The organism is Streptomyces sp. NPDC037126, assembly GCF_055605965.1.
Genome location: NZ_JBVJTD010000014.1, coordinates 154,720 through 168,075 on the forward strand (window position 1 = coordinate 154,720; position 13,356 = coordinate 168,075).

Below are 13,356 nucleotides of genomic sequence, written 5' to 3' on the forward strand. Positions count from 1 at the left end.
GGTCAACAATTCCTGCCCCTTGTGACTCAAGTCACAGGAGAACGTGAACAATTGAGTGGAGTTTCCGCGTTTTCTCTGTGCGTTTACTGAACGCAAACTTTGTGGATCTGCGCACATCATGCCTCAGTCGTCGTCCGCTGGTCCTAGGACCGGCCTCGGGCGGAGGCCCGATGCGGCCCGCGCGGGGCGGAGACTAGCGTTTCCGGCGTGCTGAAGACCCCTTCCCCCACCGCCTTCGCAGCTTCCGGGCATGCTGAGGGGGTGAGCAACGACGAGTTCCGGGCCGCGATGTCCCGGCTGGCCGCCGGCGTGGTCCTGGTCACCGCGCAGGAACCGCCGCTCGACCCGGACGATCCGCACGCGCCGGGCGTGGAGGACGTCGGCATGACCGCGACCGCCTTCATGTCGGTCTCCCTCGACCCGCCGCTCGTCCTGGTCAGCCTGCGTGACGGCTCCCGCATGGACGACCTGCTCGACGAGCAGCCGCTGTGGGGGGTGTCGGTGCTCGCCGAGAGCCAGCGGCACATCGCGGGCCGCTTCGCCATGAAGGGCCGCATCAGCGACCGGCTCCTCTTCGAGGACATCCCCTACGTCCGCGGCGAGGTGACCGGCGCCCCGCTGGTGGGCGGCGCGCTGGCCACCCTGGAGTGCAGGACCGAGCAGCGGGTGGCCGCCGGGGACCACACCCTGGTCATCGGCCGGGTGCTGACCGCGCGGGTCCCGAGCGCCGAGGGCGGTCCGCTGACGTATTTCCGCGGCCGGTACCGGCAGTTGGGCTGACATTCGGATTTCCCCGCCGTGCCCCTCGGATATTCCGTGGCCCGGCGGTGTCCGGCGCACTTACCGTGCCCGGATGACACCGCATCTGGAAGAAGTCACACCCCGGAACTTCGAGGACGCCCTCGGCATCCGGATCCGGCCCGACCAGGAGCACGCGGTCGAGCCCGTGGCGCATTCCCTCGCCGAGGCGTACGTCCACCCGGCCGGCGTCGCCTGGCCCCGGCTGATCGTCGACGGCGACCGCCCGGTCGGCTTCCTGATGGCCTTCCTCGACATCGACTGGTACGGCGACGGCAGCGTGCGCCGCTCGGGTCTGTGGCGGCTGAACATCGCCGCGGGGGAACAGGGCCGGGGCCACGGCCGGTTCGCCGTCGACGCGGTCGCCGCAGAGATCCGCCGCCGCGGCGGCAAGGAGCTCTACGTCACCTGGCACCCGGGCCCGGACGGCCCCGAGGACTTCTACCTCCGCCTCGGCTTCCGCAAGAACGGCGAGACGAGCGGGGGCCAGACGGTGGGAGTGCTGGCGCTGTAGCCCCGACGGACACACCGGGCACCGCGAACGCGAGCACCGGGCCGGGCGCCGTGGACGGGAGTGGAATGCAGGGCTTCCGTCGCGACGTGCGTGCCCGTCGGTGCGGGCGTCGGCGAACGGGGGTGCCGGCTTTGCGCCGCGGACGGGAGTGCCGGTCGGTCCGGGCGCCGCGGACGTGAGTGCCTGGCCGGGCGCCGCGGACGGGAGTGGAGTGCCGGGCTTCGCGTCGCGGACGGGTGTGGAGGTGCCGGGCTTTGCCTCGCGGACGAGGGTGCCGCGCCGGGCGCCGCCGGGCAGGGGTGCCGGGCCGGGTGTGGAGTGCCGGCCGGTCAGGGCGGCGGGGCGCGGCGGTGGGGGCTGGTCAGGTCCAGTCCCGGCCCGTTCGGCCGCGCTTGGTCTCCGCGCGCTGCTTCTTCTCCCGCAGCCGGCGTTCGTTGATGCCGCGCGGGATGCGGGTGGGCCTGCGGGGCTTGGGAGGCGGCGCGGTGGCCTCCGCGAGGAGGGCGGCGAGGCGCACGGCGGCGGCCTCGCGGTTGCGCCACTGGGAGCGGTGCTCGGAGGCCCGTACCGACACCACGCCGTCGACCAGCCGGCCGGCGAGCCGCTGCAGTGCCCGCTCCTTCCACACCGGCGGGAGCGCCTCGGTGCTCGCCAGGTCGAAGCGCAGTTCCACCTGGGAGTCGCTGGTGTTGACGTGCTGCCCGCCGGGCCCCGACGACCTGGAGAAACGCCACATCAGCTCGGCCTCGGGGAGCGAGACGGAGCCGCGGACGAGGTAAGGACCGGACATGCCCTCCATGTTCCCGGTCTCACCCGGCCCACGTCATCCGGATTTCGCACGGTAAAAAAGGTAAAGGGACCCGGAACCAGCGGCACCCCCCTCGACGTTCTCCCGGGTGACGGTAGCTTCGTCCGCACGCATCACCGATGCAGGGACATCAAGGAAGGGACTCCCAACATGGCTGTAAGCCTGTCCAAGGGTGGCAACGTCTCGCTGACCAAGGAGGCTCCGGGCCTGACCGCTGTCACCGTGGGCCTCGGCTGGGACGTCCGCACCACCACCGGCACGGACTTCGACCTCGACGCCTCCGCCATCGCGGTCAACGCGCAGGGCAAGGTCTACTCGGACGCCCACTTCGTCTTCTTCAACAACAAGCAGACCCCGGACAACGCCATCGTCCACACCGGTGACAACACCACCGGCCAGGGCGAGGGCGACGACGAGGCGATCAACGTCAACCTGGCCGCGCTCCCGGCCGACATCGACAAGATCGTCTTCCCGGTCTCCATCTACGACGCCGAGAACCGCGGCCAGAACTTCGGCCAGGTCCGCAACGCCTACATCCGCATCGTCAACCAGGCCGGCGGCGCCGAGATCGCCCGCTACGACCTGTCGGAGGACGCCGCCACCGAGACCGCCATGGTCTTCGGCGAGCTGTACCGCAACGGCGCGGAGTGGAAGTTCCGCGCCGTGGGCCAGGGTTACGCCTCGGGCCTGGTGGGCATCGCCCAGGACTTCGGTGTGAACGTCTGACACCCCTGCGCGGCGAGCGCGGGCCCCGGTTCCGTACGCGGCGCGGGGCCCGCGCCGCCCGGGCGGAAAACCCCGGGAAGGGCGGCCGGGTGGCGGGATAGGTTGCCCGCGTGATCCTCGCCCCCCTCTCCCCCGGCCGGGACGTCCCGGAGGCGGTGCTGACCGAACTCACCGCGCTGTACGCGTCCAACCGCGAGTTCCACCGGCTCAGCGGCGACTTCCCGGACCCGGACGACGTGCGGCCCGAGCAGGTCGCGCGGGCGCTGGCCGAGGATCTGGCCGTGCCCGGCGCCGAGGTGCTGGCCGCCCGCACCGAGGAGGGGCGGCTCGTCGGGCTCGCGACCACCCTCGCCCACCACCCCGACCCCGCCGACCCGGATCCGTGGATCGGTCTCCTGATGGTGCACGCGGCCGAGCACGGCCGGGGACACGGTCGTACGCTCGCGGGACTCGTCGAGGACCGCTTCCGCGCCCAGGGCCGCGAGGCCGTTCGGCTCGCCGTCCTGGAGAACAACCCCAAGGGCCTGGCCTTCTGGACCGCCCTCGGCTACATGGTCGTGGACCACCGCCCCGACCGCGCCCTCGGCCGGCCCTGCGCCGTACTCCGCAAGGTGCTGCGCACACCCCGGCGGGCGGCCCGGATCGCCGTGGTCGACCCCCGGGGCGCGGTGCTCCTCTTCCGGTACGACAACGCCGAGGCCGGGGTCCACTGGGCGCTGCCCGGCGGCGGCCTGGAGCCGGGCGAGGGCACGCGCGAGGGCGCCCTGCGCGAACTGGCCGAGGAGACCGGCTGGACCGATCTGGAGCCGGGCCCCCTGCTGTGCACCTGGGAACACGACTTCACCCGCATGGACATCCACGTCCGCCAGCACGAGCACGTCTACGTCACCAGCGGCCCGCACCGGGACCCGGCAGGCCCCGGGCTCGCCGCCGCGCACGCCGCCGACGGCATCCTCGGCTGGCGGTGGTGGTCCCGGCGGGAACTGGCCGAGGAGGCCGAGCCCGTGTGGCCGCCGGGGCTCGCGCGCCTGCTGGACGAGTGGGAGGCGGGCACCGGTCCCGCCGGTTCCCCCGCCTGAGCAGGTGACGGCCGGCGCGGGGGCGCGTCTCAGGGGTGCTTCGGCTTGCCCTGCCCGTACAGCCAGTCCTTCCAGATCTCACGGAAGTCCTGGCCGGGGTTCTGCTTCTCGACGTAGGCGGTGAAGTCGGCGGTGTCCGCGCTGCCGTAGCGGTGGGAGGCCGCCCAGCCGCGGATGAGGGCGAAGAAGGCCTTGTCGCCGACCTTCTGCCGGATCTTGTGCAGCACCATCGCGCCCCGCTCGTAGACGGGCGAGTCGGAGATGTGCGCGGCGCCCGACGGGTTCGCGGGCGGGAAGGCCCAGATGGCGTCGTTGTCGCCGTTGTAGTAGTCCATGAAGGTCTTCTGGGCGCTTTCGCCGCCGTGGTCCTCGTCCCACAGCCACTGCGTGTAGGTGGCGAAGCCCTCGTTGAGCCACATGTCGCGCCAGGACTTGGGGGTGACCGAGTCGCCGTACCACTGGTGGGCGAGTTCGTGCACGAGGGTGCTGGTCTCGGGAGCGCCGGGGAAGACGGGCCGGTTCTGGGTCTCCAGGGCGTAGCCGGCGTCGTCCGGGCGGTCGACGATCGCGCCGACGGAGGAGAACGGGTAGGGCCCGAAGGTGTCCTCCTCCCACTTGATGATCTCGGGGAGCTGCGCGAGGACCTTCGCGCTCGCCCCCGCCTGCGTGGGGTCGACGGCGGTGAGGACGGGCAGCCCGTTCGGGCCCTTGCCGCGGGTGATGTCGAAGTGCCCGATGGCGACCGTGGCGACGTAGCTCGCCATCGGCTGGGCGGTGTGCCAGCGGTAGGTGGTGCGCCCGCCGCGCGTGGACTGGCTCGTCAACTCGCCGTTGGAGAGGGCCTGGATGCCCTGCGGGACGGTGACGGTGATGTCGTAGGTGGCCTTGTCCGAGGGGTGGTGGTTGCCGGGGAACCAGGCCATGGAGCCGACGGGCTCGCCGAGGCCGAGGGCGCCGTCGGCGGTGGGCAGCCAGCCCTCCGCGGAGCCGTCGGGGTCGGTGATGGTGTGCGGGGTGCCCGAGTAGCGGACGGTGGTGCGGAAGGTGTGGCCCTTGCGCAGGTCGTCGTGCGGGCGGACGGTGAGCTCCTGTCCGGCGCGGTTGAAACGGGCGTCGCGGCCCCCGACGGTGACCGAGTCGACGTGCAGCCCGGACAGGTCCAGGTCGAAGGCGGACAGGTCCTTGGTGGCGCGGGCGGTGATCACCGCGGTGGCGGTCAGCCGACGGGTGGCGGGGGTGTAGTCGAGGGTGAGGCCGTAGTGGTCCACGTCGTAACCGCCATTGCCCGCCTTCGGGAAGTACGGGTCGCGCAGGCCCGCGCCGCCCGGGGTGCCGTGGACCCCGCCCGTGCACCCGGTGCCGGTCAGGGCGAGGACCAGCACGGCCGCGGCGGCCGGAACAAGGCGCACGGATCTGGACATGTCAGTGATCTTAGGTCGGGCGGTCCGGCGGCCGGTGAGCGGGCCGGGATGCCGGGGCCGCGGCGGCGGCGTGACACCATCTGCGGGTGCTCGACATCGGCTACGCCCTCTCCAACCGGTTCCCGGACCCGCCGCAGACCGACTACCGCCGCGCGGACGTCCACGCGCTGCGCCACGACCTGTTCAGCGGGGACGTCTACCTCGCGGACACCAAGACGGACCGGGAGCTGTCCACCGCCTGGGGATGGGTGCCGGTGCTGGACTTCGCCTGGGCGCTGTGCGACATCGCGGAGCGGCTGGACCGGGACCCGATGGGCTCCCGCGCCGCCCGGCCGCAGCACGCGGAGCTGGACTTCACCGAGTCCACCGACCGGATGCTCTTCGAGCGCCGCTTCGGCTGGGTCGACATCGCCGCCGACTGGCAGCCGGCCGAGGAGGCCCCGCTGTCCTTCGCCCACTCCGAACTCCGCCGCGAGGCCCGCGACTTCCTGCACGACCTGGTCGCCGACCTGACCGACCTGCACGAGGACCTGGGGGAGAACCCGGTGATCTGGACCCTGCAGGCCCGCTTCCCCCGGCTGCCGTAGGGGCTACTCCACGCGGATCCCCAGGGCCGACGCCAGCGCCGGGGCCAGGTCCAGCAGCTGGGCCGTGCTGATCACCGCACCGGACATCCGGTCCAAGCCGCCGGCGATCTCCAGCGGCGCGGCCCCGCGCAGGTCGACGTCGGTCAGGGTCGCCCCGGCGAACTCCGCGCCCTTGACCGCGCAGTCCACGAACTCCACACGCTCCAGCCGGGCGTTCCCGAAGTCCGGTTCGACCAGCACGCAGGACTCGAAGACGACGTCCCGCAGGCGGGCCATGCGCAGGTTGAGGTAGTCGATCTTGCCGCCGCGGACCACGACCCGCTCCAGCACGGCACCGTGCAGCTGGGTGCCGCCGAGGCGCGGGTCGACCAGCTCGACGTCGCGCAGGGTGGCCTCGGCGAGATCGGTGCCGACCCCGCGCAGGCCGCCGAGCACGCTGTCCAGCACCCGTGCGCGGTGCAGCCGGACCTCGTCGACCGCGCAGCCCGTCAGCGCGCAGTCCAGGAACCGGGCACCCGACCCGTCGTGCCCGGACAGGTCCGCGTCGCGGAACTCCAGCCCGTCGTAGTCGCCGTCGGGCTCCAGCTCCTGCCCGGCCCACGGCTCCAGGGGCGGCAGCCGCAGCTCCGGCCGTCGCGCGCCCTTCACCCGGTTCCCGCCCGTGCCCGTCGCTCTTCTCGCCATGGCCCCATGCTGCACCCCGCCACTGACAGTCCCCCGTCCCGGGCTTCCACCGCCCGGGCGCCACGAGCGGCCACGACCCGGGGCCGGATGCGTTACCTCCCGATTCGTGGTCTTCTGGTCGGATGAGCATCGGCCGAACGGGTGAGTCCGGGGCGGCCCCGGAGGGAACCGATCCGCACCGCTGGTGGGGCCTCGTGGTGATCGCCCTGGCCCAGCTGATGGTGGTGCTCGACGCGACGATCGTGAACATCGCGCTCCCCTCCGCCCAGCGCGCCCTGCACATGTCCGACGGCAACCGGCAGTGGGTGATCACCGCCTACACCCTCGCCTTCGGCGGGCTGCTCCTGCTGGGCGGCCGGATCGCCGACCTCGTCGGCCGCAAACGCACCTTCGTCATCGGGCTGGCCGGATTCGCCGCCGCCTCCGCGTTCGGCGGCGCCGCCACCGGCTCCGGGATGCTCTTCGGCGCCCGCGCGCTGCAGGGCGCCTTCGCGGCCCTCCTCGCGCCCTCCGCGCTGTCCCTGCTGACCACGACGTTCACCGACCCCCGCGAACGCGGCAAGGCCTTCGGCATCTACGGCGCCCTCGCCGGCAGCGGCTCGGCGATCGGGTTCATCGTCGGCGGTGTGCTCACCGAGTACCTCGACTGGCGCTGGTGCCTGTACGTCAACGTGCCCATCGCCGTCCTCGCGGTCTTCGGCGCCTTCACCCTGCTGCACGACCGCCCCGGCCACGGCGAGGTCCGCCTCGACGTGCCCGGCGCGGTGCTCGGCTGCGGCGGCCTGGTCGCGATCGTCTACGGCTTCAGCGAGGCCGAGCCCCGCGGCTGGACCGATCCTCTGGTCCTCGCCCTGTTCACGTCCGGGGCGCTGCTGCTCACGGTGTTCGTGTGGTGGCAGTCCCGCGCGCCGAGCCCGCTGCTGCCGCTGCACATCGTCCGGGACCGCAACCGGGCGGGCTGCTTCCTGACGATGATGCTCGCGGTGATCGGCATGTTCGGGCTGTTCCTGTTCATGACCTACTACCTGCAGGTCATCCTCGGCTACTCGCCGGTCAGGGCCGGCCTGGCCTTCCTGCCGCTGACCGCCGCGATCATCGTCGGCTCCACCCAGATCTCCGCCCGCCTGCTGCACCACGTGCCGCCGCGGATGCTGATGGTGCCCGGCATGGCCCTGGCGGCGGCCGGCCTGCTGCTGCTGACCCGCATGACCGTGCACTCCTCCTACACCGGGGAGATCCTGCCCGCCCTGCTGCTGATGGGCCTCGGCATGGGCCTGACCTTCATGCCGGTGTTCGCCACGGCCACCGCCGGGGTCGCCCCGCGCGACTCCGGTGTCACCTCGGCGACCGTCAACACCTCGCAGCAGGTGGGCGGTTCGATCGGTACGGCCCTGCTCAACACCATCGCCACCACCAGCAGCGCCGCCTACATCACCGCCCGTCTGCACCGCCCCGCCCAGAAGGCCACGGTGGTCCCGGCGGGCGTGGTGCACGGCTACACCGTCGCCATCGGCTGGGCGGCCGGGGTGATGGTCCTGGCCGGCCTGGTCGCGGGCCTCATGGTGACGGCACGGGCCCCGAAGCACGGGACTCCGGAGCAGGCACCGGTGGCGGAGTCGGTGGGCTGAGCCCGGCACGCCCGGCGTCCGGCGTCCGGCGTCCGGCGGAGTCAGTGGGCCGAGCCCAGTGCGGCCAGCGCCCCGTCGGTGAGCCGGTACACCGTCCACTCGTCCTGCGGACGGGCGCCCAGCGCCTCGTAGAACCCGATGGCGGGCCGGTTCCAGTCCAGCACCGACCACTCCAGCCGCTGGTACCCGCGCGCCACGCAGATCCGCGCCAGCTCGGTCAGCAGCGCCCGGCCGTGGCCGCCACCGCGCGCGGCGGGACGGACGTACAGGTCCTCCAGGTAGATGCCGTGGACCCCGCGCCAGGTCGAGAAGCTCAGGAACCACAGCGCGTAGCCCACGGCCTCGCCGGTGGCGTCGTCCACGGCCATGTGCGCGAAGACCGCGGGCCGCTCCCCGAACAGCGCCTCCCGCAGCTGCTCCTCGCTCGCCCTCGCCTCCTGCGGCGCCTTCTCGTACGCGGCCAGTTCCCGGACGAGGGCGTGGACGACGGGGACGTCGGCGGGGGTCGCGGCGCGGATCATAGGGCGACCCTAACGGCGGGGCCGGGCCCGGGGCCCGCGCGGTGGTGCCTCAGTGCCGCCCCGCCACCCGGTCCGCGACCCTCGCCAGCCGGGAGGACGCGTTGCCGGGGTGGAGGCGTTCGCGCTGGTCCGCGGCCCGGTAGGTGGCGTACATGCCCTGGACGCCGAGCCAGCGGAAGGGTTCCGGTTCCCATCTGCGCACCTTGTGGTTCACCCAGGGCAGGTCGGTCAGCTCGGTGCGGCCGCCCTGGCCGGAGTCCTGCTGGACCAGGTCGCGCAGGGTGCGGGCGGCCAGGTTGGTGGTGGCGACACCGGAGCCGACGTAGCCGCCGGCCCAGCCGAGGCCGGTGGAGCGGTCGAGGGTGACGGTGGCGCACCAGTCGCGGGGCACGCCGAGGACGCCCGACCAGGCGTGGGCGATCCGGAGCCCGGCGAGGGCCGGGAAGAAGCGGGTGAGGATCTCGCGCAGCGCCTCGACGGTCGCCTGCTGGGTGCGGCCGTCGTTGTCCGTGCGGGAGCCGAAGCGGTACGGCACCCCGCGTCCGCCGAGCGCGATCCGGCCGTCGGCGGTGCGCTGCGCGTACATGTAGGCGTGGGCCATGTCGCCGAGGGTCTCCCGGCCGTCCCAGCCGATCGCCGCCCACTGCTCCTCGGTGAGCGGCTCGGTCGCGATCATCGAGGAGTTCATCGGCAGCCAGGTCCGCCGCTGGCCCTTGAGGGAGGCGGTGAAGCCCTCGGTGCAGCGCAGGACGTAGGAGCCGCGGACGGTGCCGTAGGGAGTGACGGCGTGCCCCGGCCGGATCTCCGTCACCGGGGTCGACTCGCGGAGGGTGACCCCGAGGGCCTCCACCCTCGCCGCGAGGCCCTTGACCAGCTTGACCGGGTGCAGCCGGGCCCCGTGCGGGGTCCAGGTGGAGCCGACGGCGTCCGCGATCCGGATCCGCCCGGCGGTCTCCCGGGCGCCGTACAGCTCGCGGTCCTTCTCCCCGTACGACAGCTCGTGCTCGTGGAAGGCCTTCAGCCGGGCCAGCTGGGCGGGGGTGGTCGCCACTTCGAGGACGCCGCCCCGGTGGACGTCGGCGTCGATGCCCTCCGCCGCCGCGACCGAGACCACCTCGGCCACGGTGTCGTTCATCGCCTTCTGCAGCCGTACGGCGGCCTCGCGGCCGTGCAGCCTCGCGTACCGGTCGCGGCCCGCGATGCCGTTGTACAGCCAGCCGCCGTTGCGGCCGGAGGCGCCGTACCCGCAGAACTTCTGCTCCAGGACGGTGATGCGCAGGAAGGGGGCGGCCTTCTTCAGGTAGTACGCCGTCCACAGGCCCGTGTAGCCGCCGCCGACGATCACCACGTCGGCCGTGGCGTCCCCGGCCAGCGGTTCCCGCACCGCGGGGAGGCCGTCGTCCGCGTACCAGAAGGAGATGCCACCGTTCACGACACTGCTCGCCGAGCTGCTCATGGCCGGGACGTTAACCCCTCAGACCGGCCAGTGTCTCCTTCGGATTCCATGCTTTTCCGCGGCCCCTGACCAGCGGATAGCAGGCAAGTCCGATCAGTACCGACAGGAAGTGCCCGATGTCGGTGAAGGTCGGCGACTCGGTCAGCGGCAGCGCGTAGACGAGCAGGACCACGGCGAGATAGGCGTACCGCCAGGGCGCCGCGATCCGGTAGGTGAGCACCGAGACGACCCCGGCCAGCGCGTAACTCACCCCGATGTCCAGGGTGTTGACCGCCGAGTGCGGGGCCATGCCCTCCCGGATCGCCCTCAGCAGCAGTCCCTCGCTGATCAGGGTCGCCAGCACGTGCGCGGCCACGCACACCGCGAGCCAGCGGACGGTGCCCAGCCAGCGCTCGGCGGGGGCGTGGAAGACCGTGTACAGGAAGGCGTACGGCAGCCAGCGCCCGCCGTCGATCCACATCGCGCTGGTGATGAGCACCCGCACCGGATTGCGGGACAACTCGTGGATGTTGGTCGACCTTCGGCGCAGGAAGTGCTGCTCGAACCCCGGCGACATGCGGTGCAGCGCGACGGTCGTCAGGAACAGGATCGCCAGCCAGACGTAGGCGCCCGGGGCGCTGCGGACGTAGGCCGCGGCCGCCCCGAGCACACGCCGAAAGCGGATGGCCCGGTTCACACCCGCCAGTATGGGCGGCGGGGTGATCGAGGTGCCTGGTGAGCAGGCCATTTCTCAGGAGAAATTCAACGGGCGGCCGAGGCGGGCCCCTTCCTGGCCACCGCCGTGGACCGGGGCCGTCGGCCGGTGGGGGCTGACACGCCGCCGTATGGCCTATCCGGACGAGTAGGGATTAATAGGTCATACCGTACGCGATATGAAGAAATGTCACATCGCTTACGCCGCGTGCGCCGCCACCCTCCTCGGCACGGTGCTGAGCGCCTCCCCCGCCGCGGCCGCCCACCGGACCTACCTGGTCCACCAGGGCGAGTCGATCCAGAAGGCGGTGGACCGCGCACAGCCCGGCGACACCGTCCTGGTGCTCGCGGGCACCTACAAGGAGAGCGTCACCATCAGGACGCCCCAGGTCACCCTGCGCGGTGTGGGCAGCCGTACGGTGATCAAGCCCGCCCCGGCGAAGTCGGCGCAGAAGCCGGCGAAGACGGGCACGAAGAAGGCCTCCATCAGCTGCGCCGAGGGCGGCAACGGCATCTGCGTGCTGGGCACCAAGACCAGGAACGTCAAGGACGTCACCGTCGCCGACCTGAAGGTCACCGGCTTCACCCGCACCGGCGTGTTCGGCATGGCGACGGACACCATGACCGTGCGCGGTGTGCAGGCCGTGAAGAACGGCGTGTGGGGCATCGCCCAGGAGCGGTCCGTGCACGCGCGCATCCTGGGCAACTACGCCGCGGGCAACGGCGACGCCGGTGTCTTCCTCGCCAACACCATCAAGGAGGAGGCGGGGGCCACCGACGCCGAGCGGACCGTCGTCGAGCGCAACCGGCTGGAGAACAACCGGATCGGCGTCACCGTACGGCGGCTGCGCGACCTCGCCGTCGCGGAGAACTACATCACCGGCAACTGCGCCGGCGTCTTCGTCGTCGGCGACGAGAACAAGCCCAAGGCCGGCGACATCGAAGTGGCCGCCAACGACGTCAGCAGGAACAACAAGTCCTGCGCGAAGACCGACAAGCTGCCCGCGCTCCAGGGCTCCGGCATCGTCCTGACCGGCGCCGAGAAGACCGTGGTGGACGGCAACCGGGTCGTCGGCAACACGGGCAAGTCCCCGCTGTCCGGCGGCATCGTGCTCTTCAAGAGCTTCGTGGGCGCCACCAGTGACCAGAACCGCATCAGCGACAACGCGCTGACCGGCAACTCCCCCGCGGACCTCATCAACACCGAGACCCGCGGCAGGGGCAACACCTTCCAGCACAACTCCTGCCGGGTCTCCAAGCCCGCGGGTCTGTGCTGACCGCCCGACCCCTGCCCCTGCTGGACAGACGCAGGCCGAAGAACGAAGGAAGGCGGCAGATGACCACCGCTGAGACAGCCCCGCCCCCACCGATGCGGCTGCGCGAGCTCGTGTTCGGAGCGGCCCTGGCCGCCGCCGTACGGGCCGCCGCCCGGCTGGGTGTCCCCGACGCCCTAGGGGACACGCCGATGACCGCCGAGGACCTCGCGGCCGCGGTGAAGACCGAACCCAAGCCGCTGCGCCGGATGCTGCGGGCCCTGACCTGCTACGGCGTCTTCACCGAGCAGCCGGACGGCGCGTTCGCCCACACGGACATGTCCCGGCTGCTGCGCGAGGACGACCCGGGCAGCCTCCGCGCCATCGCGCTGTGGTGCACCGAACCATGGACCTGGGCCGCCTGGCCCAGGCTCGACGAGGCGGTGCGCACCGGCAGGAACGTCGTGGAGGGCATCTACGGCAAGGAGTTCTTCACCTACCTCAACGAGGACGCCCCGGAGTCCGCGGACGTCTTCAACCGGGCGATGACCCGCTCCAGCGAGCAGTCGGCGCGGGAGGTCGCGGCCCTGCTGGACCTGTCCGGGGCCAAGTCCGTCGCGGACATCGGCGGCGGGCAGGGGCACGTCGTGGCCTGCCTGCTGGACAAGTACCCGGCCATGCACGGCAGCCTGCTCGACCTGCCCCGGGTGGTGGAGAACGCGCTGCCGCGGCTGCGCGAGGGCGGCGACCTCGCCGCGCGCTCGCGGATCGTGCCCGGCGACGTCCGGGAGGCCGTACCGGTCCAGGCGGACGTCTACGTCATCAAGAACATCCTGGAGTGGGACGACGAGAGCACGGCGCGCACGCTGGGCAACGTCGTCGAGGCGGGCGGCCCCGGCACCCGCGTGGTGGTCATCGAGAACCTCGTCGACGACACCCCGTCGATGCGGTTCAGCACCGCCATGGACCTGCTGCTGCTCCTCAACGTCGGCGGCGCCAAGCACACCACCGACAGCATGGTGGGCCGGCTGACCTCGGCCGGCCTGGTCGTGGACGACATCAGCCCGGTCAACCCCTACCTGCACGCGTTCGACTGCCACGTGCCCGGGTGACCGGGCGCCCCGCCCGGACACGTCGGCCGCCGGGCCCGCGACACCGCGGGCCCGGCGGCCGACGACCGTCCGGTGA

The 13,356-nt window shown here is 72.4% G+C and carries 14 protein-coding genes; 8 read left to right on the forward strand and 6 right to left on the reverse strand.

Annotated elements, in window-relative coordinates; all coding sequences use genetic code 11:
- The first annotated feature begins 207 nt into the window (after nt 1–207).
- Together ACZ7FF_RS27960 and ACZ7FF_RS27965 are read left to right on the forward strand one after the other, a co-directional pair.
- Complete coding sequence (locus ACZ7FF_RS27960; protein WP_470815327.1) at nt 208–780, forward strand: flavin reductase family protein; 573 nt, start codon at nt 208–210, stop codon at nt 778–780.
- Between the two features lie 73 nt (nt 781–853).
- Nucleotides 854–1,312, forward strand: a complete 459-nt coding sequence (locus ACZ7FF_RS27965; RefSeq protein ID WP_470815329.1) for a GNAT family N-acetyltransferase — start codon at nt 854–856, stop codon at nt 1,310–1,312.
- A 361-nt stretch (nt 1,313–1,673) separates the two neighbouring features.
- Here ACZ7FF_RS27965 and arfB read toward each other — a convergent pair whose 3' ends face one another.
- Nucleotides 1,674–2,111 carry an alternative ribosome rescue aminoacyl-tRNA hydrolase ArfB gene (gene arfB, locus ACZ7FF_RS27970; RefSeq protein ID WP_470815331.1) on the reverse strand — a complete coding sequence of 146 codons (438 nt, stop codon included), beginning with the start codon at nt 2,109–2,111 and terminating at the stop codon, nt 1,674–1,676.
- Between the two features lie 159 nt (nt 2,112–2,270).
- Here arfB and ACZ7FF_RS27975 point away from each other — a divergent pair, with 159 nt between their 5' ends.
- Both ACZ7FF_RS27975 and ACZ7FF_RS27980 read left to right on the forward strand, forming a co-directional pair.
- Complete coding sequence (locus tag ACZ7FF_RS27975; protein WP_470815333.1) at nt 2,271–2,846, forward strand: TerD family protein; 576 nt, start codon at nt 2,271–2,273, stop codon at nt 2,844–2,846.
- 110 nt (nt 2,847–2,956) lie between these two features.
- Nucleotides 2,957–3,925 carry a GNAT family N-acetyltransferase gene (locus ACZ7FF_RS27980; RefSeq protein ID WP_470815335.1) on the forward strand — a complete coding sequence of 323 codons (969 nt, stop codon included), beginning with the start codon at nt 2,957–2,959 and terminating at the stop codon, nt 3,923–3,925.
- A 29-nt stretch (nt 3,926–3,954) separates the two neighbouring features.
- Here ACZ7FF_RS27980 and ACZ7FF_RS27985 read toward each other — a convergent pair whose 3' ends face one another.
- Nucleotides 3,955–5,346: a M1 family metallopeptidase gene (locus ACZ7FF_RS27985; RefSeq protein WP_470815336.1), complete on the reverse strand. Its 1,392-nt coding sequence runs from the start codon at nt 5,344–5,346 to the stop codon at nt 3,955–3,957.
- Between the two features lie 86 nt (nt 5,347–5,432).
- Between ACZ7FF_RS27985 and ACZ7FF_RS27990 the strand changes: the two genes are divergently transcribed.
- On the forward strand, nt 5,433–5,933 hold the full coding sequence (locus tag ACZ7FF_RS27990; protein ID WP_470815338.1) for a hypothetical protein: 501 nt from the start codon (nt 5,433–5,435) through the stop codon (nt 5,931–5,933).
- Between the two features lie 3 nt (nt 5,934–5,936).
- On the opposite strand, the gene ACZ7FF_RS27995 is transcribed toward ACZ7FF_RS27990, so the two are convergent.
- A complete protein-coding gene (locus ACZ7FF_RS27995; RefSeq protein WP_470815339.1) occupies nt 5,937–6,617 on the reverse strand; it encodes a pentapeptide repeat-containing protein in 681 nt (226 codons plus the stop codon).
- Between the two features lie 122 nt (nt 6,618–6,739).
- Between ACZ7FF_RS27995 and ACZ7FF_RS28000 the strand changes: the two genes are divergently transcribed.
- Nucleotides 6,740–8,245, forward strand: a complete 1,506-nt coding sequence (locus tag ACZ7FF_RS28000; RefSeq protein ID WP_470815341.1) for an MFS transporter — start codon at nt 6,740–6,742, stop codon at nt 8,243–8,245.
- A 41-nt stretch (nt 8,246–8,286) separates the two neighbouring features.
- Here ACZ7FF_RS28000 and ACZ7FF_RS28005 read toward each other — a convergent pair whose 3' ends face one another.
- Genes ACZ7FF_RS28005 through ACZ7FF_RS28015 form a run of 3 tightly spaced genes read right to left on the reverse strand, consistent with a single transcriptional unit; the run spans nt 8,287 to nt 10,949 of the window.
- Nucleotides 8,287–8,766, reverse strand: coding sequence for a GNAT family N-acetyltransferase (locus tag ACZ7FF_RS28005; protein WP_470815343.1), 480 nt, complete (start codon nt 8,764–8,766; stop codon nt 8,287–8,289).
- Nucleotides 8,767–8,815: 49 nt separating this feature from the next.
- Entirely contained in the window at nt 8,816–10,222 is a 1,407-nt protein-coding gene (locus ACZ7FF_RS28010; RefSeq protein ID WP_470815345.1) for an NAD(P)/FAD-dependent oxidoreductase, read from the reverse strand.
- Nucleotides 10,223–10,232: 10 nt separating this feature from the next.
- Nucleotides 10,233–10,949, reverse strand: a complete 717-nt coding sequence (locus ACZ7FF_RS28015) for a rhomboid-like protein (protein ID WP_470815347.1) — start codon at nt 10,947–10,949, stop codon at nt 10,233–10,235.
- A gap of 145 nt (nt 10,950–11,094) precedes the next feature.
- Here ACZ7FF_RS28015 and ACZ7FF_RS28020 point away from each other — a divergent pair, with 145 nt between their 5' ends.
- Nucleotides 11,095–12,192: a right-handed parallel beta-helix repeat-containing protein gene (locus ACZ7FF_RS28020; RefSeq protein ID WP_470815349.1), complete on the forward strand. Its 1,098-nt coding sequence runs from the start codon at nt 11,095–11,097 to the stop codon at nt 12,190–12,192.
- 59 nt (nt 12,193–12,251) lie between these two features.
- The gene (locus ACZ7FF_RS28025) at nt 12,252–13,280 is read left to right on the forward strand and encodes a methyltransferase (protein ID WP_470815351.1); all 1,029 of its coding nucleotides are present in this window, start codon (nt 12,252–12,254) and stop codon (nt 13,278–13,280) included.
- The last annotated feature ends 76 nt before the right edge of the window (nt 13,281–13,356 follow it).